This window comes from Autumnicola edwardsiae, assembly GCF_031846505.1.
Taxonomy (GTDB): Bacteria; Bacteroidota; Bacteroidia; order Flavobacteriales; family Flavobacteriaceae; genus Autumnicola; species Autumnicola edwardsiae.
This window is the reverse complement of record NZ_JAVRHP010000020.1, coordinates 1-26,737: the sequence shown is the minus strand read 5'-3', so window position 1 is coordinate 26,737 and position 26,737 is coordinate 1. Positions and strand designations below refer to the sequence as shown.

General features: G+C 34.3%; 25 protein-coding genes. 23 read left to right on the top strand and 2 right to left on the bottom strand.

What is annotated here, in order from left to right; all coding sequences use genetic code 11:
• Positions 1–7: 7 nt before the first annotated feature.
• The 13 genes from pseC to RM529_RS05755 all read left to right on the top strand — a co-directional run bounded on the left by pseC (position 8) and on the right by RM529_RS05755 (position 11,628).
• A complete protein-coding gene (pseC, locus tag RM529_RS05815) occupies positions 8–1,195 on the top strand; it encodes a UDP-4-amino-4,6-dideoxy-N-acetyl-beta-L-altrosamine transaminase (protein ID WP_311483813.1) in 1,188 nt (395 codons plus the stop codon).
• Positions 1,182–2,021, top strand: a complete 840-nt coding sequence (locus tag RM529_RS05810) for an aldo/keto reductase (protein ID WP_311483812.1) — start codon at positions 1,182–1,184, stop codon at positions 2,019–2,021. Before pseC ends, RM529_RS05810 begins: the two co-directional genes overlap by 14 nt.
• Positions 2,006–2,902: a Gfo/Idh/MocA family oxidoreductase gene (locus RM529_RS05805; protein WP_311483811.1), complete on the top strand. Its 897-nt coding sequence runs from the start codon at positions 2,006–2,008 to the stop codon at positions 2,900–2,902. The genes RM529_RS05810 and RM529_RS05805 overlap by 16 nt, the downstream gene beginning before the upstream one ends.
• Positions 2,899–3,651: an SDR family oxidoreductase gene (locus tag RM529_RS05800; protein WP_311483810.1), complete on the top strand. Its 753-nt coding sequence runs from the start codon at positions 2,899–2,901 to the stop codon at positions 3,649–3,651. Before RM529_RS05805 ends, RM529_RS05800 begins: the two co-directional genes overlap by 4 nt.
• Positions 3,645–4,337 carry an acylneuraminate cytidylyltransferase family protein gene (locus RM529_RS05795; protein WP_311483809.1) on the top strand — a complete coding sequence of 231 codons (693 nt, stop codon included), beginning with the start codon at positions 3,645–3,647 and terminating at the stop codon, positions 4,335–4,337. The genes RM529_RS05800 and RM529_RS05795 overlap by 7 nt, the downstream gene beginning before the upstream one ends.
• Positions 4,337–5,332: a UDP-2,4-diacetamido-2,4,6-trideoxy-beta-L-altropyranose hydrolase gene (gene pseG / locus RM529_RS05790; RefSeq protein ID WP_311483808.1), complete on the top strand. Its 996-nt coding sequence runs from the start codon at positions 4,337–4,339 to the stop codon at positions 5,330–5,332. Before RM529_RS05795 ends, pseG begins: the two co-directional genes overlap by 1 nt.
• Positions 5,333–5,396: 64 nt before the next feature.
• Positions 5,397–6,212 carry a hypothetical protein gene (locus RM529_RS05785; protein WP_311483807.1) on the top strand — a complete coding sequence of 272 codons (816 nt, stop codon included), beginning with the start codon at positions 5,397–5,399 and terminating at the stop codon, positions 6,210–6,212.
• 47 nt (positions 6,213–6,259) lie between these two features.
• On the top strand, positions 6,260–6,694 hold the full coding sequence (locus RM529_RS05780; RefSeq protein ID WP_311483806.1) for a GNAT family N-acetyltransferase: 435 nt from the start codon (positions 6,260–6,262) through the stop codon (positions 6,692–6,694).
• The gene (locus RM529_RS05775) at positions 6,691–7,371 is read left to right on the top strand and encodes a formyl transferase (protein WP_311483805.1); all 681 of its coding nucleotides are present in this window, start codon (positions 6,691–6,693) and stop codon (positions 7,369–7,371) included. The genes RM529_RS05780 and RM529_RS05775 overlap by 4 nt, the downstream gene beginning before the upstream one ends.
• On the top strand, positions 7,349–8,059 hold the full coding sequence (locus RM529_RS05770; protein WP_311483804.1) for a PIG-L deacetylase family protein: 711 nt from the start codon (positions 7,349–7,351) through the stop codon (positions 8,057–8,059). The genes RM529_RS05775 and RM529_RS05770 overlap by 23 nt, the downstream gene beginning before the upstream one ends.
• 4 nt (positions 8,060–8,063) lie before the next feature.
• Positions 8,064–9,107 carry a pseudaminic acid synthase gene (pseI, locus tag RM529_RS05765; RefSeq protein ID WP_311483803.1) on the top strand — a complete coding sequence of 348 codons (1,044 nt, stop codon included), beginning with the start codon at positions 8,064–8,066 and terminating at the stop codon, positions 9,105–9,107.
• Positions 9,108–9,143: 36 nt separating this feature from the next.
• Entirely contained in the window at positions 9,144–10,331 is a 1,188-nt protein-coding gene (locus RM529_RS05760; RefSeq protein ID WP_311483802.1) for a hypothetical protein, read from the top strand.
• 124 nt (positions 10,332–10,455) lie between these two features.
• Positions 10,456–11,628: a hypothetical protein gene (locus RM529_RS05755; protein ID WP_311483801.1), complete on the top strand. Its 1,173-nt coding sequence runs from the start codon at positions 10,456–10,458 to the stop codon at positions 11,626–11,628.
• A 51-nt stretch (positions 11,629–11,679) separates the two neighbouring features.
• On the opposite strand, the gene RM529_RS05750 is transcribed toward RM529_RS05755, so the two are convergent.
• Positions 11,680–13,002: a hypothetical protein gene (locus tag RM529_RS05750; protein ID WP_311483800.1), complete on the bottom strand. Its 1,323-nt coding sequence runs from the start codon at positions 13,000–13,002 to the stop codon at positions 11,680–11,682.
• A gap of 464 nt (positions 13,003–13,466) precedes the next feature.
• Positions 13,467–15,173 (bottom strand): asparagine synthetase B family protein, encoded by a 1,707-nt coding sequence (locus RM529_RS05745; RefSeq protein WP_311483799.1) that lies wholly within the window; start codon positions 15,171–15,173, stop codon positions 13,467–13,469.
• A 222-nt stretch (positions 15,174–15,395) separates the two neighbouring features.
• Between RM529_RS05745 and RM529_RS05740 the strand changes: the two genes are divergently transcribed.
• From RM529_RS05740 to asnB, 10 genes are all read left to right on the top strand, one after another.
• The gene (locus RM529_RS05740) at positions 15,396–16,208 is read left to right on the top strand and encodes a polysaccharide deacetylase family protein (RefSeq protein ID WP_311483798.1); all 813 of its coding nucleotides are present in this window, start codon (positions 15,396–15,398) and stop codon (positions 16,206–16,208) included.
• A 20-nt stretch (positions 16,209–16,228) separates the two neighbouring features.
• The gene (locus RM529_RS05735) at positions 16,229–17,113 is read left to right on the top strand and encodes a GNAT family N-acetyltransferase (protein WP_311483797.1); all 885 of its coding nucleotides are present in this window, start codon (positions 16,229–16,231) and stop codon (positions 17,111–17,113) included.
• 65 nt (positions 17,114–17,178) lie between these two features.
• Positions 17,179–18,303 carry a glycosyltransferase family 4 protein gene (locus RM529_RS05730; protein WP_311483796.1) on the top strand — a complete coding sequence of 375 codons (1,125 nt, stop codon included), beginning with the start codon at positions 17,179–17,181 and terminating at the stop codon, positions 18,301–18,303.
• Positions 18,304–18,306: 3 nt separating this feature from the next.
• The gene (locus RM529_RS05725) at positions 18,307–20,508 is read left to right on the top strand and encodes a glycosyltransferase (RefSeq protein WP_311483795.1); all 2,202 of its coding nucleotides are present in this window, start codon (positions 18,307–18,309) and stop codon (positions 20,506–20,508) included.
• A gap of 31 nt (positions 20,509–20,539) precedes the next feature.
• Entirely contained in the window at positions 20,540–21,655 is a 1,116-nt protein-coding gene (locus tag RM529_RS05720) for a glycosyltransferase (protein WP_311483794.1), read from the top strand.
• Positions 21,645–22,592 carry a GNAT family N-acetyltransferase gene (locus RM529_RS05715; RefSeq protein ID WP_311483793.1) on the top strand — a complete coding sequence of 316 codons (948 nt, stop codon included), beginning with the start codon at positions 21,645–21,647 and terminating at the stop codon, positions 22,590–22,592. Before RM529_RS05720 ends, RM529_RS05715 begins: the two co-directional genes overlap by 11 nt.
• Positions 22,593–22,597: 5 nt before the next feature.
• A complete protein-coding gene (locus RM529_RS05710; protein WP_311483792.1) occupies positions 22,598–23,803 on the top strand; it encodes a hypothetical protein in 1,206 nt (401 codons plus the stop codon).
• An 11-nt stretch (positions 23,804–23,814) separates the two neighbouring features.
• Positions 23,815–24,633 carry a glycosyltransferase family 2 protein gene (locus RM529_RS05705; protein WP_311483791.1) on the top strand — a complete coding sequence of 273 codons (819 nt, stop codon included), beginning with the start codon at positions 23,815–23,817 and terminating at the stop codon, positions 24,631–24,633.
• Between the two features lie 11 nt (positions 24,634–24,644).
• Positions 24,645–25,610, top strand: coding sequence for a polysaccharide deacetylase family protein (locus RM529_RS05700; RefSeq protein ID WP_311483790.1), 966 nt, complete (start codon positions 24,645–24,647; stop codon positions 25,608–25,610).
• Between the two features lie 68 nt (positions 25,611–25,678).
• A partial coding sequence (gene asnB, locus RM529_RS05695) for an asparagine synthase (glutamine-hydrolyzing) (RefSeq protein WP_311483789.1) occupies positions 25,679–26,737 on the top strand: 1,059 nt, incomplete at its 3' end.

The following is a 26,737-nucleotide window of genomic DNA, read 5'->3' as shown; positions in this document are numbered from 1 at the left end:
GTATAACATGGATAAGCCAATACCCTACGGTAGACAAAATATTACAGAAGAAGACATTTCTGCAGTTATAGAAACCCTGAAATCTGATTACTTGACGCAGGGTCCTAAAATTGCCGAATTTGAGAATAATTTTGCCAATTATGTAGGAAGCGAGTATGCAGTAGCAGTGGCAAATGGTACCGCTGCCCTGCATTTATGCGCCCTTTCATTAGGGATTGAAAGGGGGGATAAAGTTATTACAACCCCTATCACCTTTGCGGCTTCTGCCAATTGCGTGAGGTATGCAGGCGGGGAAGTTGTTTTTGCTGATATTGATCCGGAAACTTATCTCATTGATATTGAAAGCGTAAGAAGATTGCTTGAAGATGCTCCAGAAGGCACGTATAAAGGAATAATTCCTGTAGATTTTGCGGGTAGGCCTGTAGATATAGAAGCTTTAAATAAACTTGCCAGGGAATATAATCTTTGGATTATTGAAGATGCCTGTCATGCGCCTGGCGGTTTTCTTCTTGATAAGAATAATGATAAGCAAATATGTGGAAATGGGAAATATGCAGATCTGGCTATTTTCTCATTTCACCCCGTAAAGCATATTGCCAGCGGGGAAGGAGGGATGATTACCACAAACAATAAGGATTTATATCAAAAATTACTTCAGCTTAGAACACATGGGATTGTAAAAGACGATTCGCGTTACGAAAATTCTATTGAATTTGCCGGAGGCAAAGATAATTACCCATTATGGTATATGGAAATGCAGGAACTGGGATTTAATTATCGCATAACAGATTTTCAGGCCGCCTTGGGAAACAGTCAACTACAAAGAGCTGATGAAGGACTAAAGGAAAGAAGAAAAATTGCAGGCCGCTATTATAAATTCTTTAAAGATAAATCATATATAAAAGGCCAATCAGGAATAATAGAGGGGCATGCTTACCATCTTTATATTTTGGAGGTGCCAAGTAGATTAGAACTCTATGATTTTTTAAGAGAACATAAAATTTATGCACAAATTCACTACATCCCCTGCCATTTAATGCCATATTACAGACAATTTGGATGGAAAGAAGGTGACTTGCCATATGCTGAAAATTATTACAAGCATTGCATTAGTTTACCTATGTACCCAACATTACAGGAAGAGGAGCAGGAATATGTAATGGAAAAGATAAATTCGTTCTATGCAGCAAAATAGAAGAATTGGTTTAGGCACTGTGCAATTTGGGATGGATTATGGCATATCTAATGGAGAAGGCCAAACTTCAGAAGAAGAAGTATTTTCCATCTTAGGCTGTGCCAGAAAAAACAATATTGGTCTCTTAGATTCTGCTTCGGCATATGGAAATGCAGAGGAAATATTGGGAAAATGTGGAGTTGATAGCTTTGAAATCGTTTCTAAATTTCTGCCTTCAGAAAATGGACAAACAATAACCCGTCAATTAAAATCAAGCCTTAGTAACTTAAACCAACATTTTATTTATGGATATATGGCACATCGCCCCCTTTCCCTAATTGACCAGCCGGAATATTGGGATGAATTGCTTGAATTGAAGAATACTGGTAAGGTAAAAAAAATTGGTTATTCTCTTAATACACCTGAAGAACTGGAAAAACTCTTAGCAGAGGGCATGATCCCAGATTTGGTCCAGGTTCCCTATAATTATTTTGACAGGAGATTTGAAAATGCTATAGAAGTTTTAAAAAAACAGGATTGTGAGGTGCATACCAGATCTGTATTTTTACAAGGGCTCTTTTTTATGAAACCAGGTAAGTTATCTCCTTTTTTTGATGAAATTAAATCTATTTTAGAAAGCCTTCAACATAGAGGATCCACCTTAGGTGGAGATCTTCTAAATTTCGTTCTTTCTAATAAGATGATTGATAAGGTAATTATTGGTGTAGAGAATAAGATACAACTGCAAAACAATCTTATAATGTTGCAGAAAGCCAGACAATTGCCTGAAATACACAATAAAATATCCGATAATATTTTAATTCCATCTTTATGGCCGCAAAAATAAGGTTAGGTATAATAGGAATGAGCCAGGGCAATGGCCATCCTTATTCCTGGAGTGCTATTTTTAATGGTTACAATGAAAAGGCTATGCAAAACTGTCCTTTTCCGGTAATCCCTGAATATCTTTCGGCACATAATTTCCCGGAAGATGGATTGTCACACCTGGGGAAAGTTACCCATATCTGGACGCAGGATATAGGTTTATCCCACGAGGTCGCCGAAGCATCAAATATTGAGCATGTGGTAACATCCTTAGAAGATATGATTGGGCATGTAGATGCAATTTTACTCGCAAGAGATGATGCAGCCTCGCATTATGGAATGGCTTTACCTTTTTTAAAGGCTGGTTTACCAATTTATATTGATAAGCCAATTGCCGTTACTTTGAATGAAGCAGATAAATTATTGGATGCGCAGCAGTACGAAGATCAAATATTTACGTGTTCATCCTTAAGATTTGCTTCAGAATTAATGCTGGATAGGGAACAAATAGATAGCTTAGGAGATATTTTACATGTAGAAGGTTCTGTGCCAAAATATTGGGATACTTATGCTGTGCATCTTTTAGAACCCATTATTACGCAAATTCCTAACCGGGGAGAATTATTAAACGTGTTCCCATTTGATAAAAATGGGATACGGCATGTATTTGTAGAATGGGAAAATACTTCTGCCTATATCAAAGTCACGGGAAATGCCCCTTCACCACTTCAAATTCATTATTTTGGAACTAAGGCATCTGTTCAAAATGTATTTAAGGATTCCTTTTCATGTTTTCGGGGATCTTTGAAAAAATTTGTGGAAGTTGTTCATGAAAAGTCTAATAATATACCAAGACAAGAAACTCTTGAAATAGTAAGAATTTTAGAAGAAGGCCGCCTATGAAAACAGTTTTAATTACAGGAGGGAGCGGTAAGGTTGGTCTCCAGCTTTTAAAACACTTTTTGAAGAAAGGGTTTTTAGTAGTGACCACTACCAGGAACAGAAATAAATTTTTAAAGAACAAAATTGAAGATTTGCCTTCTGAATATTTGGAGAACCTCAATATAATTGAAGTAGATTTTTCCTTAGAAAATGCTATTGAGACCATTATGGCATTTATTGATAAACAGAAGATAGAGATTGATAGCGTTGTGCATAATGCCCGATCCCTGGATTATTTAAAAATTGAGCAGGATCATTCTGTTAGTAAGAAGAATTTTCTTGGAGAGTTTGATATGGATGTGGTTTTTCCTTACCATTTATCTCTCAGGTTAGAGAAAGATGGTTCACTGAAGAATATTATATTTATTTCTTCCATGTATGGAGTTGTTGCTCCCACACCTAATCTTTATGAAAAATTTCATGAGTCCTCTCCTATTCATTATGGAGTGTGTAAGGCGGCCCAAATTCACCTTACAAAGGAATTAGCAGTACGTCTGGCTCCTGAAACCCGGGTGAATTGTGTGAGTTTTGGAGGTATTAAAGGGCGAACCAATGAAGGCTTCTTAAAAAGATATGAGAAGTTGACTCCACAAAAGAGGATGCTTGAGGAGGAAGACGTAATCGGTCCTGTTGATTTTCTTTTATCAAAAAATTCTGAAAGTATGACGGGACAAAATTTAATTATAGACGGAGGGTGGTCAATATGGTAAAAAAGAAGATCATAGTAGTTATTCCTGCCCGTGGGGGATCTAAACGAATTCCCAGGAAGAACATTGTTTCTTTATGTGGAAAACCCATGATTGCGTGGACGATACAGGCAGCTTTAGAATCAAAGTATATTTCTAAAGTTGTGGTAAGTACTGATGATGAAGAAATAGCCGAAGTCTCCCGTGAATATGGAGCAGAAGTCCCATTTTTAAGAGATCAGAATGCAGACGATCATTCTCCAATTAGCCTTGCAACCATCAGAACACTGGAGCAGCTGGAGGAAGTTAATATTATTGATCAGCAAATTGTGGTTCAGTTAATGGCAAATTGTCCATTGAGAAGTTCAGAAGATATAGATAAGGCCGTTGAAAATTTTATTTCCAAAAGATTACATTTCCAGATTAGTTCATTTAAATATGGCTGGATGAATCCGTGGTGGGCTCACAAAATTGATGAGGAAGGCAAAGCCATACCTGTTTTTGAAGAAAAAGAAAGGATGAAAAGGTCTCAGGATCAGCCTGATCTTTATTGTCCAACAGGAGCTATCTGGATTGCCGATATTCAGGAATTGAAAAAAGCAGGTACTTTTTATGGTCCTGATTACAGGTTTTTCCCACTTCACTGGGTACAGGCTATAGATATAGATGAATATGAAGATTTAGAAATGGCAAAATATTTCTTGAAGTAATGGGGAAATCCCGCATTTTTATAAGAGCTGATGGTGGGTTGGAAATAGGCTTAGGCCATCTGGTGAGATGTCTGGCCTTAGCTCAAATGCTAAAAGAGCAATATAAGTTCGAGTTTGTTTGTAAATCTATTCCTGAAAAGTTTCAGGAGGAAATCACCTCGCAAGGTTTTTCTGTAAGTATAATTTCCAGTGAGGAATATTTTTTCGAGAAGCTGGTTTCGGGGATAATAGTAATACTCGATCATTATGGGATGGATTCCGGCTACCAACAACGGATTAAGAGCAAGGAGTGTAAATTAGTTGTTATTGATGATTTACATGACAAAGAATTTTTTGCTGATATTATTATTAATCATTCTCCGGGAATAAAATCTCAGAATTATAAAGCCCAGTCTTATACTAAATTTGCCCTGGGGATAAATTATGCTCTTTTAAGGCCCCAGTTTCTACGTGCAGCCAGGGATGTTGTAAAAAGAAACGCTAATAAAACAGTGTTAATTTGTTTTGGAGGTAGTGATTTTTATAACCTAACTGAAAAATGCCTGACTGCTGTAATTCATTATAGTCAGTATAAGAAAGTAAATGTTGTCCTTGGTGCAGCATATGATAATGTGGGGAAAATTCAGGAGATAGCAGGAAATACTACGAATGTGAAGATATATCATGCAGTGGATGCTGAAGTTATGTTAGCTCTTATGCAGGATTCAGATGTTGCCATTGTGCCTTCAAGCGGAATTGTTTTTGAAGTAATTGCAGCCGGATGTTTGCCATTTATTACTTACTATGCTGAAAATCAAAAATTGTTGTTTGCACATTTAGTAGAAAAGAAAGGCTTTAAATTTTTTAATGGAATAGGATTTAATGAAGAAAGTTTTTTAAAGAATCTACAGCAATTGGAATATAGACAGGATGAGTCTTACAGCCGAATGAGAAAAGAAATAGGATCTTCTAAAGAGAACCATTTAAAGAATTTTGAATATCTGGAGGAAAAATAATTCTTTTTGATTTCAATATGTTCACCAGAATATTTATATTATAAAATTTAAATCAAATATAACCATGGGGTATACCATAAATGCAGAGGAAGTACATATAGGTAAATATGTTACCATAGAAGATGGAGTCTTTATAGGGGACAAATTTGGGAAAAAAGCAAAAAAAGTAGTAATAGGGGATGGAGTTACCATAGGGAAAAATAGTCGCTTTTATTACCCAAGTTTGGAAATTGGTGACTACACCAATATTAATAACCATGCCTTTGGAAGTGGAGATAATTCCTGTAAAATAGGAAGTTGCTGCTGGTTTGGCCAAAACTGCATTCTGGATGCTGAAGGTGGTTTAGAGATTGGAAATGGGGTTGGAGTAGGAGCCTATTCCCAGTTGTGGAGTCACATCAAATTTGGTGACACCTTGCAGGGGTGCAGATGGGATCAAAAGAAAAAGCTAACAGTGGAGGACGATGTCTGGTTTGTGGGACATTGTATAGTTTCCCCAATTATTGCAAGAAAAAAGAGTATGGCTATGGTAGGTGCCGTTATTACTAAAGATATGGAAGAAAATCATGTTTATGCCGGTACTCCTGCTAAAGACATGACCAACATCTTTGGAAATCAGTTTGAAGAAAGGTCTGTAGATGATAAGTTTAATACTATGCAGGATGAACTTAATAAATTTAAGGAAGCTCATCCTGAATTTGACAATATAAATAAACACATCAAAATAATTAAGGAAGAAAAGGAGTTGCAAGAGAAAGAAGGGGTTTCTTTTTTCAATGTAGCTGACAGGACATATAGTAAAACATTGTCAGAAGTAGAAAATAGTTTTATGAATTTCTTACTTGTCCAAATTAAATTTTATCCTAGATTACCACATTAAGCTTTCAAATTTTGTTTATAATCAATCCTAACGATAATTATTGTTCGATGAAATTGCAACTAAGAAGGTTGGAGGATAAAGATTGTCTGCTGTTGTTTGAGTGGATCAATGATCCGGAGGTGCGAAGAAATGCCTTTAATTCAAAAGAAATAAATCTGGAGGAGCATAAGGAATGGTTTTATAATATAAGGAAGAGCGATTATTCAAAAATATATGTACTTGAACAGGAAAATGAACCCATAGGGCAGATTAGGTTTGACAGGGAAAAGGATTATTGGAAAATATCATATTCTATTGACCGCAGATACCGCGGACAGGGATTAGGGACTAGAATACTGGAATTAGGAATTAGTAAAATTAAGGGGAAATTTAGGGCGTGGGTGAAGAATGGAAATCCAAAATCAAAGAAGGTCTTTGAAAAATTAGGTTTTGTTCAGGTAGATCGATCAGAAGAAAGTGTAGAATATGAAATAATAACATGAAAAATTATATAATTCTTTCAGAGAAGCCATGGCATAAAGAGATGTTTCAAAATCTTCAAGAAACATTTCCGGATTATAAATGGAATTTGATAACCAGTAAAGTAGATTTCCAACAGGATCATTTAATAGAGTTAAAGCCGGATAAAATTTTTATACCACATTGGTCGTATATTATTCCGAAGGCTATTTACGAAAATTATGAATGTGTTGTTTTTCATATGACTGATCTTCCGTATGGAAGGGGAGGAAGTCCTCTTCAGAATTTAATTTTGAGGGCAAAAGAGAAAACTAAAATTTCTGCCTTAAAAGTTCAAAAGGGTTTGGATACCGGGCCTGTTTATTTAAAGAAAGATATGATGCTATATGGTACAGCGCAGGAAATTTTTATTCGCACCACCGCTATAGTGGAAGAGATGATTAAAGAAATTATTCATGATACTTTAGAGCCGCAGCCTCAATCGGGTAAGATAACAGAGTTTAAAAGAAGAAGACCGGAAGATGGAGATATCTCCAAAATATCTGATATTGATAAAATATATGATTTTATAAGAATGTTGGATTGTGAAGGATACCCTGCAGCATTTTTTGAGAATGAACATTTTAGATTTGAATTTTCAAGAGCTTCACTAAAATCCGAAAATAAAATACTTGCAGATGTTAGAATCATTAAGAAATAAAAGAATTTTAGTGGTAGTGGCTCATCCAGATGATGAATTGCTGGGGCTTGGGGCTACTATGTACAAATTAATAAAAGATTACTCCTGTAAAATACGGGTGGTGATTTTAGGAGAAGGAATTACTTCCAGGTCTGAAATAAGGGACCAGTTAAAATGGAAGAGGGAATTAGAGATTCACCGGAAAAATATTGCAAGTGCGCAACGTGCTATTGGATATGAATCTGTTGGGATTTATGATTTTCCTGATAATAGATTTGATACTGTGGCATTGCTTGACATTATAAAAGTAGTGGAAAAAGAAAAGCAAAAGTTTGATCCAGAAGTTGTCTTTACCCATCATGGGGGAGATGTGAATGTAGATCACCAAAGAACATTTGAGGCAGTTATTACCTCATGCCGTCCTTTGGCATCAGAAAGGGTTAAAACTATTATTACTTTTGAAACACCCTCAGGGACGGAATGGAGGGCGGCTACAGATCCTCGGCATTTTATTCCAAACTTTTTTGTAGAGGTAAGTAATGAAGGGCTTGAAGCAAAAATTAAGGGAATGGAAAGTTATGAATTTGAAAAACGTAAATTTCCTCATCCAAGATCCCCGGAAGCTTTAAGAATACAGTCACAGCGGTGGGGAATAGTGGTAGGAGCAACATACGCAGAAGCCTTTTCAGTTGTACGAATTTTAAATTAAAAATATGAAAATAGGGAATTTTAAAATTAACGATAAGAGTGAGGTTTTTATAATAGCAGAACTATCTGCCAATCATAACGGAAGCCTTGAAACTGCTTTAGAAACCATAAAAGCGGCTAAAAGAGCAGGAGCTAACGCCGTTAAATTACAGACTTACACTGCCGATACCATGACCCTGGACGTACATAAAGATGATTTTATGCTCAAGCAGGGCACCATTTGGGATGGAAAGTATTTACATGATCTTTATAAAGAAGCTTATACACCCTGGGAATGGCATAAAGAACTCTTTAGGGTAGCCGAAGAGGAGGGCTTGGTTTGCTTCTCTTCCCCTTTTGATTTTTCGGCAGTAGATTTTTTGGAAGAACTTGATGCACCGGCTTATAAGATTGCCTCCTTTGAAATAACAGATATTCCGTTAATTGAAAAGGCAGCAGCAAAAGGAAAACCTGTAATTATTTCAACAGGAATAGCAGGAAAAGAAGATATAGAATTAGCGCTTGAAACATGCCGGAGAGTGGGAAATAACGATGTGGCACTGTTAAAATGTACTTCCTCTTATCCTGCTCCTATTGATGAAGCCAATATGAAAATGGTTAGAGATTTGGCAGAAAGGTATAATGTGATTAGTGGCCTTTCTGATCATACTATAGGCAATACTGTTCCTATTGTGGCAACGTGTTTTGGAGCGAAAATAATCGAAAAACACTTTATCCTGGATCGCTCTATAGGAGGCCCCGATGCTTCTTTTTCTATGAATGAGCAGGAGTTTAAAGATATGGTTACAGCGGTGAGACAGGCAGAAAAAGCCATAGGAGAAGTGGATTATAATTTAACTGAAAAGCAAAAAAGTGGTCGTGAATTTTCCCGCTCACTGTATATCGCCGAGGATGTAAGTGCCGGTGAAGTTTTAACTGATAAAAATTTAAGGTCTGTACGGCCCGGTTATGGCCTCCATCCAAAATATTACATCGAAATATTAGGAAAAACTACAACTGAGGATTTAAAAAAAGGTACAAGATTAAAATTGGAACATGTAAATAAATGATGAAAGAAATTCAAATGAATTCTTAATTAGATAAATATGACAATTGTTTTTTTTTGTCCCAATATTCTACGGGATGCGCATAAGAGTATTTTCCAATTAGAACGCTTAAAGAAAGAAGGATATAAATTTATTCTCTTAGATGCTACGAAATATTATGGTAATGAATCTACGGCAACAGAGAAAATCATATTGGAAAATAAGGTTGAATGTAATTCAAAGAATGATTTTGTAGCATTTAAAAATCAATTACCAAAAGAAACAGTCCTTTACGTGACCTTTGATTTTTATATGCGATCTGCTGCACCAATTTTACAAATTTTAATTAGGAGGAATGATAAATTATTGTCATATCATACAAAAAGGTTTTCCGCAGTACATCTTTCCCAAAATAAATTTCGGATTTTGATTGATAAAATTATTAAAAAAACAGATAAATTTCTTCCTCTCCATCTTCTTAAGAATTTTTATAAATTAAAAAATAAAGTTTTTATTCCTGATTATTATTTATGTAGTACCAATTTTGTTGTTCCTTCGAAAGTATATTTTACCATAAAAAGAGAAAATAGGATAATTGTTCATGCAGATGATATTAATCAAACTTTATCTGAAAATAAAAGTTCAATTTTTAAAAATGAAAATAAGAAAATCGGTGTTTTTCTAGATCAGGCAATTCCCTATCAAGATCGTCTTCATCCTTTATTGATTCCAGAACCGATTTCTGATGAGTATAAAATTAGTTACTATAAATCGGTTGAGAAGATTTTAGCAATATTAAAAAATAAGTTTGCTTTAGATGAAGTAGTAATAGCTTTACATCCAGATGCAATTAAATTAAAAGAGGAATTATCAAATAAGTTTAAAGGGTTTAGGACCTTTTATGGGGAAACGCATGAACTGATAAAAAATTCAGCCATGGTATTTGGTCACAGTAGTACAGCTATTGGATATGCCATATACTATAAAAAGGCTGTTATTCTTTTAAAAGATGATTATCTTTTTGAAAATTTTCCTTTAATCCAGAAATTCCTCATGTTTTTTCACGAGAATCTTGATATGAAAATTCTTGATGTAGAGTCACCAAAAGAACTTCAACTATCCGAAGTTCAAATTAACGAAAAGAAATACAATGAGTATATTAAGAAATATTTAAAAGATAATAGAATTAATGAACATTCTTATTACTATTCATTTAAACGTATAGAAAAGGATCTAAAAAAACGATAAGATATCAATCCCGGAATAGATGCTATTTTTTAATGGGTTATCTGATGTTAAATTTTAGGGACGCCTACGTAAATATTAATTTAAGAAGATTTTTAAACAAATTGAAAATTAATAATTTCTTTTTATGACTGTCATATTTTTTTGTCCTAATATTTTGCGAAACGCTCATAGACGAATTTTTCAGCTGGACAGATTAAAGGAAGAGGCATACGATTTTATTTTTTTAGATGCCACAGCGCACTATAACAATAAGCCAACAGCAACAGATAAGCTTATCCTTGAAAATACAAAAAAATGTAATTCTCTGGAAGATTTTAAAGCTTTTAGAGAGCGACTTCCTGCTGCACCTGTGCTTTATGTAAGTTTTGATCAATATTTGCAGTTTGCAGCCCCGGTTTTGAATATTTTGGTTAGAAAAAAGGATAAAGTATTGTCTTACCACACCAAGAGATTTTCTTCTGTTCATATTCCTTCCAATCCAGTAAGAAAATTTACAGATAAGATAGTCAGAAAAGCAGATAAGATCTTACCTCTTCATCTATTCAAACAATACTATAGACGCAGGTATGGATTCTTTATTCCTGATTACTTTTTATGCAGTACAAGCAATCTTATTCCAAGTAAAATCTTTTTTAGCGTTAAAAGGAAGAATCGAATTGTGGTGCATTCCGATGATATTAATCATACTTTAGAAAATAAACCTTCACTCTTTGATACTAATAAAAGAGTGGGAGTATTTCTTGACCAGATGATGCCTTACCAGACAATATTACATTCTGGAATAAAACAGGAAACTCCTCCTGAAGGATATAAGGATTATTATTACGAGAGGCTAATAGCAACATTGCAACATCTACAAGAAAAATTGGAATTGGATGAAATTATAATTGCTCTTCATCCTGATGCAGTAAAATTTAAAGATGAAATTGACCAAAGTTTTAAAAATTACAGAACTTTTATAGGAGTGACTCATGAATTAATCCGGGATTCAAAAATTGTCTTTGCTCATAGCAGTACTGCTCTTGGCTGGGCTATCTACTATAAGAAACCTGTGGTTTTGATGAAGGAAAACTACATCATGCGGCAGCTTATGGGGAAATACATGCACTTTTTTGAAGAAAAACTGGGTTTTCAATCTTATCCAATGGAAGCTAAAAAGAGTGCTCCCATCCCGGTTCTTTCATTTGATCATCAAAAATATAATGATTACACTACCAAATTTTTGAAGGACAATCACATTAAAGAAAATTCCTATTATTACGCTTTCAATTATATTAAAAGCGATATTTCAGGTTAACTATTATTTACAGAACTGAGAGAGGATACATTTTACTTATATAAGTATTCTTTAGGATTTGTTCTTTAAATCATTTTCGATTATTCGTGTCATCATACAAATAATTGTAACTCTAAAAGCAAGAGTAAAAATATCTAAATTTTTAGGTTTGTTGACAATCTTCGAAATTTTCTTTTTTGTATAATTAGGTAGAAGACGACGAACAAAATGTATTATATAAGCCTTCAAAAATAGAAATGGAGACTTTTTCTGATTTTCAGAGGCTTTTAAATCATGAAGTATTTCTTCTAAAAAAGATTTTGGAAAAATGTTTTTAGCATTTGCTACTTTAAATTCTTCTTTTACCAAAGTAGTAAAATCTTTTCTTTTCAAAAATTGTTTTTTTGAACTGGTGCCGCTTCTGTGAGCATATTCTTTTTCTGGATCAATAGATTCCACGATTTCTTTGAAAATCGTTTTATTATTACGTAGATTATCGGGTATCATCTGTGTAAGATCTATTAAGCGATTGGTCAAAAGAGGATTGAATTCTTCTACATAAGGAAATTTTAAATCAGCCAGTGCAGCTTGTACAATAGGAATGCGATATTGCAGCAACAGTCGGTCTCGATAAACTGAGAGATTTTCATTATTTTGGAGTTTAATATGTTCTGGGAGGTTGTGTTTAAGTTTTTGTAGATATGTATATTTTTTAAGATTCGTAAATTCAGAAAGAAGTGAAAGTCCCATGAAGTTTCGAATTTCGTATTCTGAAGAAGCGGAAATATTACTGAAAAGTATATTGCCTCGGATTAGACCTTCAATTTTATCCTCAAAAATATTCTTCCACATTTCGAAACCGTCCAAATATCCCGTAAGGTGATCTATGCGGCCTTCACCATTTTTTAGGAATCTCTCAATAACCGTCTTAGCTTTTTCATTTGAGTGATTTAAATTATAGTAATGATGTTGTGTCTCATAGTAGTTGGCTGTTTTCTTTGCAATATGTGCATCGCTGCCTCTTAGTTTTTCTTCATTTATGCCTCCCCAGGTAACTGTCTTTAAATTGATAGTTGAAGTTTTATTTCTACTTAAAAATGCAAGAATGCCCCGGCAATCGTGCCCTCCTGAAAGTGATAAGGCCCATTTATTGAAATCTAAATAGTATTCTGAAAAGGTTTCATCAAGGCTTTGTCTTAACAGTTTCTTGTATTCTGATTCGGAAAAATCCCGTTGTTCTTTTTTAGTAATTTTTCTTTCTTTGATTTTAAATTTCCATGTTTCTTTGTTGAAAAAAATAGAACTGTAGGGGGGTAAAAGGGAAATTCTTTTATCCCAGGAATAAAAACTTGAATTGCCTGTAGCTATTATCCAGGGTATGATTTTTTCTTCCAATTGAAAGTCCCCCAGATAGTTTATTATTGCTCTTTGAGAAGTTGCAAGAATGATTTGCTCGTCGTCTTTATAGTACCAGATGCTTCTCGTTCCCAGCCGGTCTGATACTGCCTCTAATATTTCCTCATGTTGTCGGAAAATCGCATAATTGCCATCTGGGAAATCAACATCTACCTTTTCCCAACTCTCATTATTATTTAAAAGACTGCCGAGAAGGATATTTTTTTGGTTTATTTTTATGGTGCCAGTAGGATTAGCAATGCCACAGGTCACACTTTCAGAAGAGAAAGTATAGGAGGGGTTAGGGGTAATATTATCTGTATTAATAATATTATCACATATTTTTTTTAACCTTTTTTCTGAAGGTTGTGCTTTTCCTCTATTGCGAAAACATACATAGATTATCTTGGACATACACGAGAAATTATGAAAAAAGAATAAGCTGGTTTATAACCGTAAAATTATCAATTTTTTTCTTGCATATATCTATGAATTCTACAAATGATAAAAATTCTGAAAGCTAAATGATTATTATCCAAGGATAAATATTTGTTGTGGGTTAAAGCTCTTTTTAAGCCAATAGGCAAGATTGCTTTTAATCTAGAGATTTTATTAGATTTAGAGATGTTCTGGTTTGAATCATTTTCTGTATTTAAATTTGAATTAATTTCAGAGAGAAAAGAACTGGGAAAAATTTTAGTAGCATATTCTGACTCTAGTTCTAAGCGAAGTATTGCCACTATTCTTTCATCTCTTAGTAAGTGAAGTAAAGAAGCGTTAGAACTTTTACTTGCATAAGGTACCTTAATGTCATACTTTTTCATTATGGCCCTGAACAGCTTTTTATTTGTTCGTAAATTATCAGGAATTTGACGGACAATTTTTACTATTTTCTTTGATAGAAATGGATTTATTTGTTCCACATAAGAATACTTTAAATCAGCAAGAGCAGAGATAGTTGTTGGAATGCGATATCCTTGGTAAATTCTATCTCTCCATAAAGACAAAGATTCTTTATCTCTCCTAACTAGATCATCGGGTATTTTTTGTTCAAGTGCTTGGATATAAGGATATTTTTTTAAATTTTTGTAATCTTGGCACAAAGTCAAACCGACTACTTTTTTGACCATTAATGGAGAATTTACCTTACTATATCCAAAAACTTCATCTCCGCGAATTATTCCTGTTATTCCATTCTCCCACATATTCTTCCAAAGAAGAAAACCATCTAAATAACCAGCGAGGTGATCTATTTCTCCCTCTCCATTTATTAAGAACCTTTCAATAATCATTTCCATTGATTCCTTAGTTTTTTGGGTATCATAGAAAGTATGTTTAGTTCCCATTATATTAGACAATTTTTTTGAAATTGCTGAGTCGCTGGATGGATCAAGAAGAGAATTTTTAGTTCCCCAGGTAATTGTCCGTATGCTCTTATTTTTCGTAGTATTACTAAGCAACAATAATATTCCTCTACTATCATGACCTCCTGATAAAGTGACTGCCCAATTTTTAAGTGAAGTGATAGCATTTAGATTCTTAAATGTATCTAGAAGAGCCGTTTCTAAAAGGTTTTTATAATTTTTTTTGGGTAGAGGTGAGGGATGAAATTGTATTGACTCGGCTAATTCCTGTAATTGCCATCTTTTTCTATCAATTATTACTTTACCATTCGGAGATATTTTTTTTATTCTTTGATCCCACCCATACCTCCCCAATGTACCTGTCGAGATCATCCAGGGTATCACCCTAGGATCAAAATGGAAGTCTCCTAAAAAACTAACTATAGCTTTTTGTGATGAAGACAGCACAATCATATGATCATCAAAATAATACCATACATTCCGACTTCCCAGAAAATCAGTAAGTACTTCAAGTTTCATAGAATTAGCACGAAACATCACGTAATTTCCATCAGGTTGGTGACTAGTGGTTTTCTCCCAGTCTGGGATGTTCTCGAAAAAGTTCCCAAGTACAATAGAACTTCCTTTGCTTATAATATCTGGATGAGGATTGACAATTGAGTAGATTATATTTTCCTCGGCAAAAATTTTAATGGGTTTTACTTCAATATCATTAGGGACAATGCTGTCGCTTATTTTCTTTACTTTTTTGATGGTACTCTTATCTATTGTTTTATTCCTGTAGCAGATGTATAATATTTTAGACATAAATTGATATATATTAAATAGGTTTAGGGCCCTTTACATGTTTCCAAGGTCAAACGAGAATGCAAGTTTAACAAATATTATAATTTTTCCACCTTTGCAATGGCTATTTTTGGAATTTCTAAGATAGGAATTAATCGCGCTATATTTTTCTTATAAAATCATTCTTACTTTATGAAACAAAGGCCTTTCTTGTATTCTCTTCTAAGTCAAACAGGATCTTTTTTGTTTTCAGCTAACACAAATTTGCGGGTTCTCGCTTACCACACCGTTCCAAGTTCAGAGAAATTTGACGGCCAGATTCAATATCTTATAAAAAATTATAATGTTATAAGTATTAAAGACTTGTATCAACATATTTTTATTGGGAAATCATTGCCATCCCGTGCAGTACTAATTACTTTTGACGACGGTGATATTTCTGTGTTAGAAAATGGACTCTCGGTTTTAGAAAAATATGATCTTCCGTCTGTACTATTTGTAATAACAGATTTGATTGATTCTTCAAATACATTTTGGTGTAGGTGGGTTGAGAAAATCTATGAGAAAAAAGGAAGAAGTTATAAGGAAGCTAGGGAAAAAGTGAATTCTCTGAAGAATATTCCAAACAAAGAAAGAATGGAATATTTAAATAATTTGGAAAAAGCAGAAAGCAGACAATTAAAAAGTGCTGAATTGCAGATCTTACAATCTAAAAAGATGGTCATAGGTAACCATACTCATACACATCCTATGATTAATAATTGCACAAAACAGGAAATTGAACAGGAGCTGGAAGCGACCAAATCACTTTTTAAAAAATGGGATTTAGAAGGTTATCCTTTTTTTGCTTATCCCAATGGTAATTGGGATGCTAAAAGTGAAAAAATATTAAAAGAAAAAGGTGTGGAAATGGCTTTTCTATTTGATCATCAAATTAATAAAAATAAAATTAACCCTTTGCGCATCTCGAGAATAAGAGTGGATGCAGATACCGAGCTTAATGAGTTTAAAGTAAAAGTTTCAGGATTACATTCAAAAATAATGTCTTTAAGATAGCCATCACAAAATTATAATTAATGTTAGAATTTAGGGAAATAGACTATGCTAGGGATATTCCGGAAATTGCAGATCTTTTGCTTACAAGCCTTAGTGATACCAACAACAAAGAGCATTTTATCTGGAAGCATATAAAAAATCCATTTGGGAAATCTTATGGTTTACTTGCATGCGATGAGGGTAAGATTGTTGGTGTACGTATGTTCATGTTCTGGGAGTTTGCAAGGGATGGGAAAGTGGTTAAAGCTATAAGGCCGGTAGATACAATCACCCATCCGGAGTACAGAGGTAAAGGTATTTTTAAAAAGCTTACGTTAGATGGCCTTGAAAAATGTAGGGATAGATATGATTTGATTTTTAATACCCCAAATAATAATAGCTTTCCCGGTTATTTAAAAATGGGCTGGCAAAAATCTAAAGGCAGGCTTTCTTATAGGTTCGCAGTTGTTTTTCCATTATTAAGCTCTAAAAGTTATTCCTTAGAAACCGTAAAAACTGAAGAGTTGGATGTAAAGGCACTTTTTCCCTCGCCTAAATGGACCACGAATTACACGAAGGAATATTTGAGATGGAGGTATGCGGCAGCGGTCTATAAAAAAGCCTCTTTTAAGTATAAGCAAAGCAGCGGCTACATTATTTACAAAATAAAAAAAGTAAAAGGAGTAAAAATCCTGTTATTGATAGATTACATAGGGCGGCAGGAATCTCTTCAGGAAGTGATAAGAGGATTGGCAGCTAAAAACAATACCTGTCTCATACATTATTTAGATAATAATAAGATGTTAGCTTTGCGTCCGGTAATTTCTTTTAAACGCCAGGAATCTGTAGTGGTTTATAAAGAAGATCAAAAAGAAATTACATCTCACATCCTTTTTTCCAGTGGCGATCTTGAAGGGCGTCTTTGAATTTAAGATACCGTTAGGGGTTTTTCTTCTAAATAAAACTATTTTCGTAATTTTTGAATGTAATCATGAAGGTATTTGTACTAATAAATTCGCTTGGGGCAGGTGGCGCCGAACGTTCCATGGTCGAATTTGCTAAATTTCTTTTCCAGCAAAACAGCATAACAATAAAATTTGTATGCCTGGAAAGACGGAAGATAGGATTGGAGGAAGAAGTAGCATCAGTAGGTATACCAGTAATTTTTTACGCAGGAAAAAATAGTTACTATTCAAAAATAATATTTCTTAATGAACTTATAAATAAAGAGAACCCTGACATTGTTCACTCTGTACTTACACAATCAAATCTTGTTGCAAGGGGTATCAGGATAAAAAACAGGAAAATTAAAATAATTCAGAGCCTTGTAAATACACCCTATTCAGTGGAGCGGAAGAAAGATGCCAAACTCCCATGGTACAAATCCCAAATAGCAAAACAACTAGATATTTGGTCTGCCAGGTTTTCTAAAAATATATTTTACCATTCCATAACGCACGAAGTACTTGAGCATTATAAGCCGCTATTTCATATAAAAGAAAATTATAAGATCATTCATAGAGGGAGATATGAGAATTCTTATTCAGGAAGTGTAAAAAAGGCTGATGAATTCCTAATTGTTAATTCTGGCAGGCAGGAGTTTGCAAAAGGCCAAATAGATATTTTAAAAGCGCTGAAACATTTAAGAGATAGTAAAGGAGTTTCAGATATCAATTTTATGTTACTGGGACGGCCAGGGCATTATACTGAAATACTTGAAGATTTTGTAAAGAAAAACCATCTTGAAAATCAGGTAAATTTTCCCGGATTTGTTGACGATGTAGAAAAGCGACTTGCTACTGCTCATGCTTTTGTTTTTCCTAGCTATTATGAAGGTTTGGGAGGAGCCTTAATAGAAGCTTTTTCAGCAAGGTTGCCTTGCGCCTGTTCAAATATACCAGTTTTAAAGGAAGTTGTGGGAGACGAGAAAGGAGCATTATTTTCAGCGCCCGGGGATTTCGAGGCACTTGCTGAAAATATTCTGAAATTGTATAAGGACAAGAAGCTTAGGGAAGAATTGGGTCAGTATTCTTATCAAAGATTTCAGCAGTCTTTCAGAATGGAGAAAATAAATAAGGAAATGTTGGCCATGTATAAAAGCCTTTTAAAGCATTAGACAATGAAAATCCTTCAATTGGTCACCAAAAGGCAGTACAGGGGAGCAGAGGTTTTTGCTGCTAATTTAAGCGAGGAATTAATAAACCTGGGCCACGAAATTATTTTTGTAGGATTGTATAAAAATAAAGGAAACATTCTGCAGTTAGACCGGGCACAGAATATTGATCTAATAGAAAATACAAAGATATTTTCCCTGTTATTGGTTAAAAAGCTGGTTTCACTTGTTAAAGAAGTAAAACCAGATGTTATTCAATGTAATGGATCGGATACCTTAAAATATATGGTTTCAGCTTCATTTTTTGTTCCTGGCATTCCTATTCTGTATCGAAATATCAGCATGATTAGTGAATGGGTTCCTGATGGTCCAAAAAAAATAATTTATAGGAATTTATTTAAAAGAGTCGCACATGTTTCTTCGGTAGGAGAAGAAGCAGTGGCAGATTTTGTCAAAACCTTCAATTACCCTTCCAGTCAAACCTCTGTTATAAGAAGGGGGATTCCTTTAAAGGAAATTGAGAAGAATAAAGCCCGCGAGCAATTGAAAAGGGAATTGGGTCTGATGGAATCAGATAAAATAGCCATGCATATTGGTAATTTTAGCATTGAGAAAAACCACATTTTTTTATTTGATATTTTTTCAGATTTGAAATTGAAATATCCGGATATTAAACTGGTATGCGTTGGAACAGGAATTTTATTCGAAGAACTTAAAGAAGAAGTTGTAAAAAGAGAACTTGAGAATACCATTTATTTTATGGGTTTCCGGAAAGATATTCCTGAACTTCTGGCCGGGGCAGATCTTTTTGTTCTGTCGAGCAAGGTAGAAGGAGTTCCCGGTGTTATCCTGGAGGCAGCAACCCAATGTATTCCATCTATAGCAACAGATGTTGGGGGTGTAAGAGAAGTTTTAAATAATAATCAAACAGGATTTATTATTAAAGATTTTAATAAAGAAGAATTTAAGAAGAGGATAATTGAACTTACAGAGAATGATGAGCTAAGTAATAGATTGGGTAGAAATGCTTATGGGTTGGTAGTGAAAGATTTTAACCCGGTGAGAAATGCCGGTAAATTTGAAACACTTTACAGAAATTTAATAGGTGGTAACCGCTCATGTTTACGTATTCTGCAGATAATTCAGAAAAAACAATATAGAGGAGCTGAAATCTTTGCAAGTCAGTTATCAAATCACCTTCTTAATAAAGGTCATAAGGTAAAGATTTATAGTATCTATGAAGGAGATGCTATTTTACCATTTAAAAAACAGCTTTACAGTTTGAACAGGGCCGAATCCTATAGATATTATGATTTAGCAGGATGGAAAAAACTGGCTCAAATTGTCAGGCAGTTTAAACCTGATATAATTCAGGCTAACGCGGCAGACACTCTTAAATATGCTATATTTTCAAAGCTTGTTTTTAGATGGGATGTGCCTGTGATTTTCAGGAATGCCAGTGCTTCCAGTTTTTATGTAAAGAATAACTTTTCCAAAAAACTTAATTCTTTTCTCCTAAAAAGAACAGATTATATACTTTCAGTTTCACAGGCTTCAAAAAAAGATATTAACAGCTTTTATCCTTTTACCCGGCAAAAAAGTACGGTTATTCCTATTGGTATAGAACCCAATGAAATTTCATCTGAAGAAGAAAATAATGTTCCTTTTGATAAACAAAAAAAGAACATTCTGCATATAGGCTCTTTTACACAGGAAAAAAATCATGCCGGATTACTTATGGTATTTAAAAAGGTTCATAGTAGAAATCCTGATGCAGTTTTACACCTTATAGGAGATGGCCCTTTAAAGGCAAATATTATTAAATCAATCAAGGAGTATGACCTTGATGGTGTTGTAGTAATTCATGGAGAATCAAATTATCCATATCCGTATATAAAAAAAGCAGATGTTTTAGTACTACCAAGCCTGATTGAGGGCTTGCCGGCTGTACTGCTGGAGGCAATGTTGTATCAAACCTTGTCTGTGGCTTATAATGTGGGCGGGGTAAGTGAAATAATAACCAAAGACACAGGTTATTTGGTAAAAGAAGGTAATATTGATGATTTTGCTGAAGCTATTCTGCAGGCTTTGGAAGAAAATGCTAAAAACAAAAGAATTTTAGAGCACGCTTATAAGTTGGTGGTTGAAGATTATTTAAATGAAAAATTAGTAGACAGGTTTCTGGACTCCTACATTAAACTGCTATAAATTTCCTGATTCAGTACGGGTTTCATAAATTATGAGAATAAAAGTTTTACATATTATCAAATCGTTGGGCAGGGGCGGGGCAGAGGTACTCCTGCCTGAGACTCTTGCATTACACGATCAAAATAAATTTGAATTCCACTATGTCTATTTTCTACCCTGGAAAGACCAAATGGTAGATATAATCAAAAAGCATGGCGGCAAAGTAAGCTGTATTACCGCGAATAATAACCTGCAGTTAATACAAAAGTTAGATGAAGTAGTGCGTTACTGTAATAAAGAAAAAATAGATATTATACATTGCCATTTACCATGGTCTGGCTTCCTGGGACGCAGGGTTTTTTCAAAAACAAAAATTCCCGTTGTATATACTGAACATAACATCCAGGAAAGATATCACTGGGCTACGAAATTGGTGAATAAATATACCTTTAATTTTCAAAGTATGGCTTTGGGGGTATCTAATGATGTTACAGAATCTATTAAAAAAAATATAGTCCCCAAAATTCCGGTTGAAACCGTTCTGAATGGCGTGAATACGAACAATTTTCAACGCGATATTGGTAAAGGTAAATCCTTAAAGCAACGCCTTGGGATTCCGGAAGATAGCTTTGTTCTTGGAAATATTGCTGTATTTAGGGAACAGAAAAAATTGCTGGATTGGATAAGAGCATTTAATGCAATTCATAAAGAATATCCTGATGTTTATGGAATACTTGTTGGAGCAGGACCTAAAGAAAAAGAAATCAAAGATATTGTTGATGAATTAAACCTTACCGAAAAGATCGTTTTTCCGGGATTACAGGAAGACACAATACCATATTTCTCAGTAATGGATGTATTTATGCTAAGTTCTGCATTTGAAGGATTACCTATTGCTTTACTTGAAGCAATGAGCATGAAATGTGCCGTAGTTTCTACTAAAGCAGGGGGAGTTGTAGAAGTTGTAAGACATGATAAAGAGGGGCTTTTATGTGAGCCGGGAGATTGGGAAATGCTGGCTGAAAATGTCAAAAAATTAATTCAGCATCCTGAAAAAAGGGTTAAAATACAGGAACTTGCCAGGGAAAGAGTTTTGCAGAATTTCAGTTTACTTGAAATGGTTAGAAGTCTTGAACAAAAATATTTCAAAATTTATAATGGAAATTAGAAAGGCAGAAGAAAAAGACATTCCTGGCATCATCCAGGTACTTAAAGCTTCCTTGGGAGAAACAGATTTACCTGTTTCTGAAGATGTTTGGAGGTATAAACATGTTGCTAATCCCTTTGGACCTTCTATAGTATTGGTTGCAGAAGAAGCTAATAAAATTGTTGGAGTAAGAGCTTTTATGAGGTGGCAATGGCAATTGCAAGCTACTTCTTATTGTGCACTAAGAGCGGTAGATACAGCAACTCACCCCAATTTTCAAGGTAAGGGTATTTTTAAAAAACTAACATTGAAAGCTTTGGAGGAAGCTGAAAAGAATGGAGACAATTTTGTTTTTAATACTCCCAATGAGCAAAGCAGGCCGGGTTATTTAAAGATGGGATGGGAGCAGGTTGATAATGTGGAGGTAGGTTTGAGGCCAGCGTTTAATTCATTTTGGAAATTAGGGCGGATAGAGCTTGCTTACAATCAGGAAATTATTACTACTGAAGAAAAGATAGAAAATCTTTGTGAACGATGGAACACAAAATTAGCGCACGAAAAAAAATTGTTTACACCCAAAAGCAGAGAATATTTATATTGGCGGTATGAAAAAAATCAATTGCAATCTTATGAAGTTTATGCTGAAGAAAACATATATCTGGCAGCTTATGTAAAACGAAGGGGGAAGCTCAGGGAATTAAGAGTTGCCGAATGTATTTATTTGAATTCTGCAGCAGAAGTAGCAAAAATAAAAAGAATTATACGAAAAATGTCGTGGAGATTTGGGGTGCAATTTTGTAGTTTTTCTCCTGAGCTATTATCTTTAAATTTCACTAATAAAGGAAAATTTGGCCCAATGCTTACCTTTAGGGAGATTTATATTGAGAAAAACCTGAAAGGGAAGTTGCTGCAAATTGAGAATTGGAATAGTAGCATTGGAGACCTGGAGTTATTTTAAGTGATATGATTGGAGTATTATTTTTAATACTATTATTTTTTGGTGTAAACCAAATGATTTTTGGTGTCTACAAAAGAAAGCATAAGTTCTTCTCTACAAAGAAGATGAATTTACTATTTCTTTATCATCTGATTTTTTATGGGGTATATACCTGGTATGCCTATAACAATCCTTCTGACTCCAAAGGTTATTATAATAATATAAGTAGCCATGCTGGTAGTTGGGTTGAACTGTTTGGAACTGATACTCATTTTATACATTTTGTTGGCTATCCTTTTTATTTAATAGGTTTTAACTATGATATGATTATGGTCACTTTTGCATGGCTCGGTTATCTGGGCTTTATGTATGCATATTTATTTATAAGAGAGAAAATACCAATTCAGATTACTGTATTCAAATCAATAAATTTACTCAACCTAATTCTTTTTTTTCCTAATATGCATTTCTGGACTGTCTCTTTCGGGAAAGGTTCGCTTATCTTTTTTGGCTTAATGATGTTTACATATGCTATTATCAAACCACAAAAGCGGTTATTCTTGCTTATTCTATCCTCTATAATAATCTTTCATATACGTCCCCACGTTTTCTTTTTTGTGGCAATAGGAGCTGCATTGGGCTATATGAGTGGAAAAGAAAAGATACCTTTATGGCAAAAAGCAGGAGTCTTTTTTGTTATGCTTGGAGCTGTAGTGATTTTAAAAGACACTATACTGGGAGTAATGGGTCTCCAAAACTCAGATAATTTGATTGAAGATTTTCAAGCCGCATCAGCAAAGAACGCGGAAGATTTAAGTTCCGCCGGCTCTGGTGTAGACATGTCCTCGTACCCCTTACCTTTAAAACTTTTTACATTCTGGTTTAGACCTTTATTTATTGATGCACCCAGTGCGCTGGGTTTAGTTATTTCAGTTGAAAATTTAATTTATCTGTTGCTTTTTATAAAAATATTAAAAAAAGATTTTATTAAGTTCATTAGAAAATCACCATCGATAGTTAAGATGAGTTTTGTTGTTTTTTTTACTACATCTTTTGCTATGACTTTTGTAATGTCCAATCTAGGTATTATCATCAGACAGAAATCCATGGTTATGTACTATATATTTTTTGTAATATATTACTACCTGGCTGAAAAAAAATATAAACGGATAGTTCGTGCTAGAAGATTAAAGAAGAGAAATAATGTAGAGCGGTTATCTGTTCATGCTTAAAATTAAATCCAATGAATAAAGTAGGTGTAATTATTCTTACTTATAATAGAATAGATTTACTGAAAATTACGCTTTGCAGAGTCTTAAATCAGACCTATAAACCATCTGAGATTTTAGTTGTTGATAATTTTTCTACAGATGGAACAATAGATTATTTACGAAGTGTAGAAGGCATTAACACCTTGTTTTTAGGCCAAAATACCGGTCCTGCTGGAGGTTTTTATGAGGGGGTGAAATATTTTGCGGAAAACACTGATGTGGAATTTGTATGGATGATGGATGATGATTTTTTTCCATTTATGTCTTGTTTAGAAAATCTCATGCAATCTGTAGATAAAGAAAAAATATTATTTCCCTATACCAGAGAAAAGAATTTCGTTTTTCGGAAAGAGCCGGGATGGTGGGGGGTACTTGTTCCTATGGATATAATCAAAAAAGTAGGATATCCTAAAAAGGACTTTTTCTTTTGGTCAGAGGACACGGAGTATTTACTTTATAGAATCAGGGAAAAATATAATTTTAAAGCTCAATGGGTAAAACCAGCTAAAGGAGTACATTTTACTGAACGCATTAAAAATCACCGTCACACGTGGAAATACTATTATGAAGTGCGGAACATGATGTTCATGAGATTATATGTTAGAAAGCCCACATTGAGAAGATATTATAAATTAATGAGAAGTTGGCTTTTTCTTTTAGGGGCCATTGTAGTAAAAGAAAATGAAAAATTTTCAAAGTTGAAGATGTTTCTTTATGGAACATGGCATGGAATTACAAAGAAATTGGGTAAACGAATTGATCCTTCTTCTGGAAAAAAGCTTAAGCTATAAAATTGGAGGATATGAACAAGCATGGAAAAATTATAATTTCACTTGACTTTGAACTTTTATGGGGCATATTTGATGTTGTGGATTACAATTCTAAGAAAAAATACTTCTGGCAAACGAGAGAGATTATTCCTGAAATTCTCAAATTATTCGAGGAATATCAGGTTCACGCTACTTGGGCAACAGTAGGGATGCTTTTTAATAAAAACTGGAAAGAATGGGAAGAGAACATTCCTTCTGAAATTCCAAACTACAGGAAGAAAACGCTTTCTGCTTATAAATTTGGGACCTCTATAAAATCTAAATCTACGGAGGAATTTTGCTTTGCTCCGGAACTTATTAAACTAATTTCAAGAACGAAAGGACAGGAACTCGCCACCCATACCTATTCTCATTATTACTGCCTGGAAGAAGGGCAGACTGACACAAGTTTTGATAAAGATTTAGCAAAAGCAGTCTCGGTGGCTAAAAGCATGGATATTGATTTAAAATCGCTTGTCTTTCCTCGAAACCAGCTTACTAAAGAGTATCTTCAAATTTGTGCAAAGCATGGAATAGAAAATGTGAGGTCCAATCCATCTTCCTGGTACTGGAAAGATGCTACTTCCAATTCCCTTGTAAATAAATTGGCGAGAACGGGTGATGCTTATGTGAATCTCGGAAAAAAAACATATCCGGCTTCATTTTTTTCGAAAAATGTAAATTTGCCTTTAGAACAAAAGGCGAGTCGGTTTTTACGGCCTGTAGAAGGAAATAGATTGATGCGTAGTTCCAAGATAAATAGGATAAAAAACGAAATAGAAGCAGCTGCAAAAAAGAACGAAATTTATCATCTTTGGTGGCATCCTCATAATTTTGGAGATCATCCCGAAGAGAGTATAAAGGATCTAAAGGAAATTTTGGTTCATTATAAAGCAATGCAGGACAAGTATGCTTTCCAGTCATTGAATATGCAGGAATTAGGAGCCTTATACTCTTAAATATTTTTTAAGGAAGAAGCTATCCTCTAAAAGAACATTATCTTTACCGATTTTAAATTTGAGCTACTATGTGCGGAATTAATGGAGTATTTTTTAAAAAGAATAAATCTGAAAAAGAAATCTCCGGGACACTTTCTAAAATGAATGGAAAAATCATCCATCGCGGGCCAGATGAAGATGGTTTTTATGCAAAAGCAAAACAGGAGTTCAGCATTGGTATGGCAATGCGCAGGTTATCTATTATAGACCTTAGCACAGGTAAGCAGCCTATGTTTTCTGAAGATGGTAAAATAGCAATTGTTTTTAACGGAGAAATATATAATTACCGTCAACTGAAGAATGATTTACTAAAAAAAAATGTAGAGTTTCTCACTACTTCAGATACTGAAGTTATCCTAAGACTATACGAGCAGCATGGAACCTCGTCCTTCAAAATGTTGGACGGAATGTTCGCTTTCAGCATTTTTGATGAAAATAAAAATAAGCTTCTAATAACAAGGGATTTCTTTGGAGAAAAACCACTTTACTATGCAAATTTTGAAAATAAAATTTTCTGGGCTTCGGAATTGAAGTCTATCATGGCTGTTGCAGATAAAAAGCCGGAAATCTCTAAAGAAGGCCTTAATCTATACTTGCAGCTCACTTATATTCCTGCACCTTTCAGTATCTACGAAGGCATACACAAGCTTCCTCCAAATCATTACCTGGAATTGGACTGCTCTAACTCATCTACGAAAATTGTAGAAATCGAAAATGAATTGCAGACTAATATTGATCCCGATATAAGTTTTGAAGAAGCAAAGAGACAGACTCATGATCTCGTAACCGAAAGTGTGAAAAGCAGGTCTGTAGCAGATGTTCCTTTGGGGACTTTTCTTTCGGGAGGGGTAGACTCCTCTATTGTTTCGTTGGCCCTTGCTCAGCAAGAGGAGAATAAAATTGACACCTTTTCAGTAGGCTTTGAAAAAAAATCTTTTGATGAAACCGATAAATCCCGGGTGGTGGCAGATATTATTGGCAGTAGTCACCATGAATTTATAATTTCTGTAGATGACCTTAAAGATAATATCAACAATATTCTCTTGAATTTTGATGAACCCTTTGCAGATTCTTCTTCTTTGCCAACA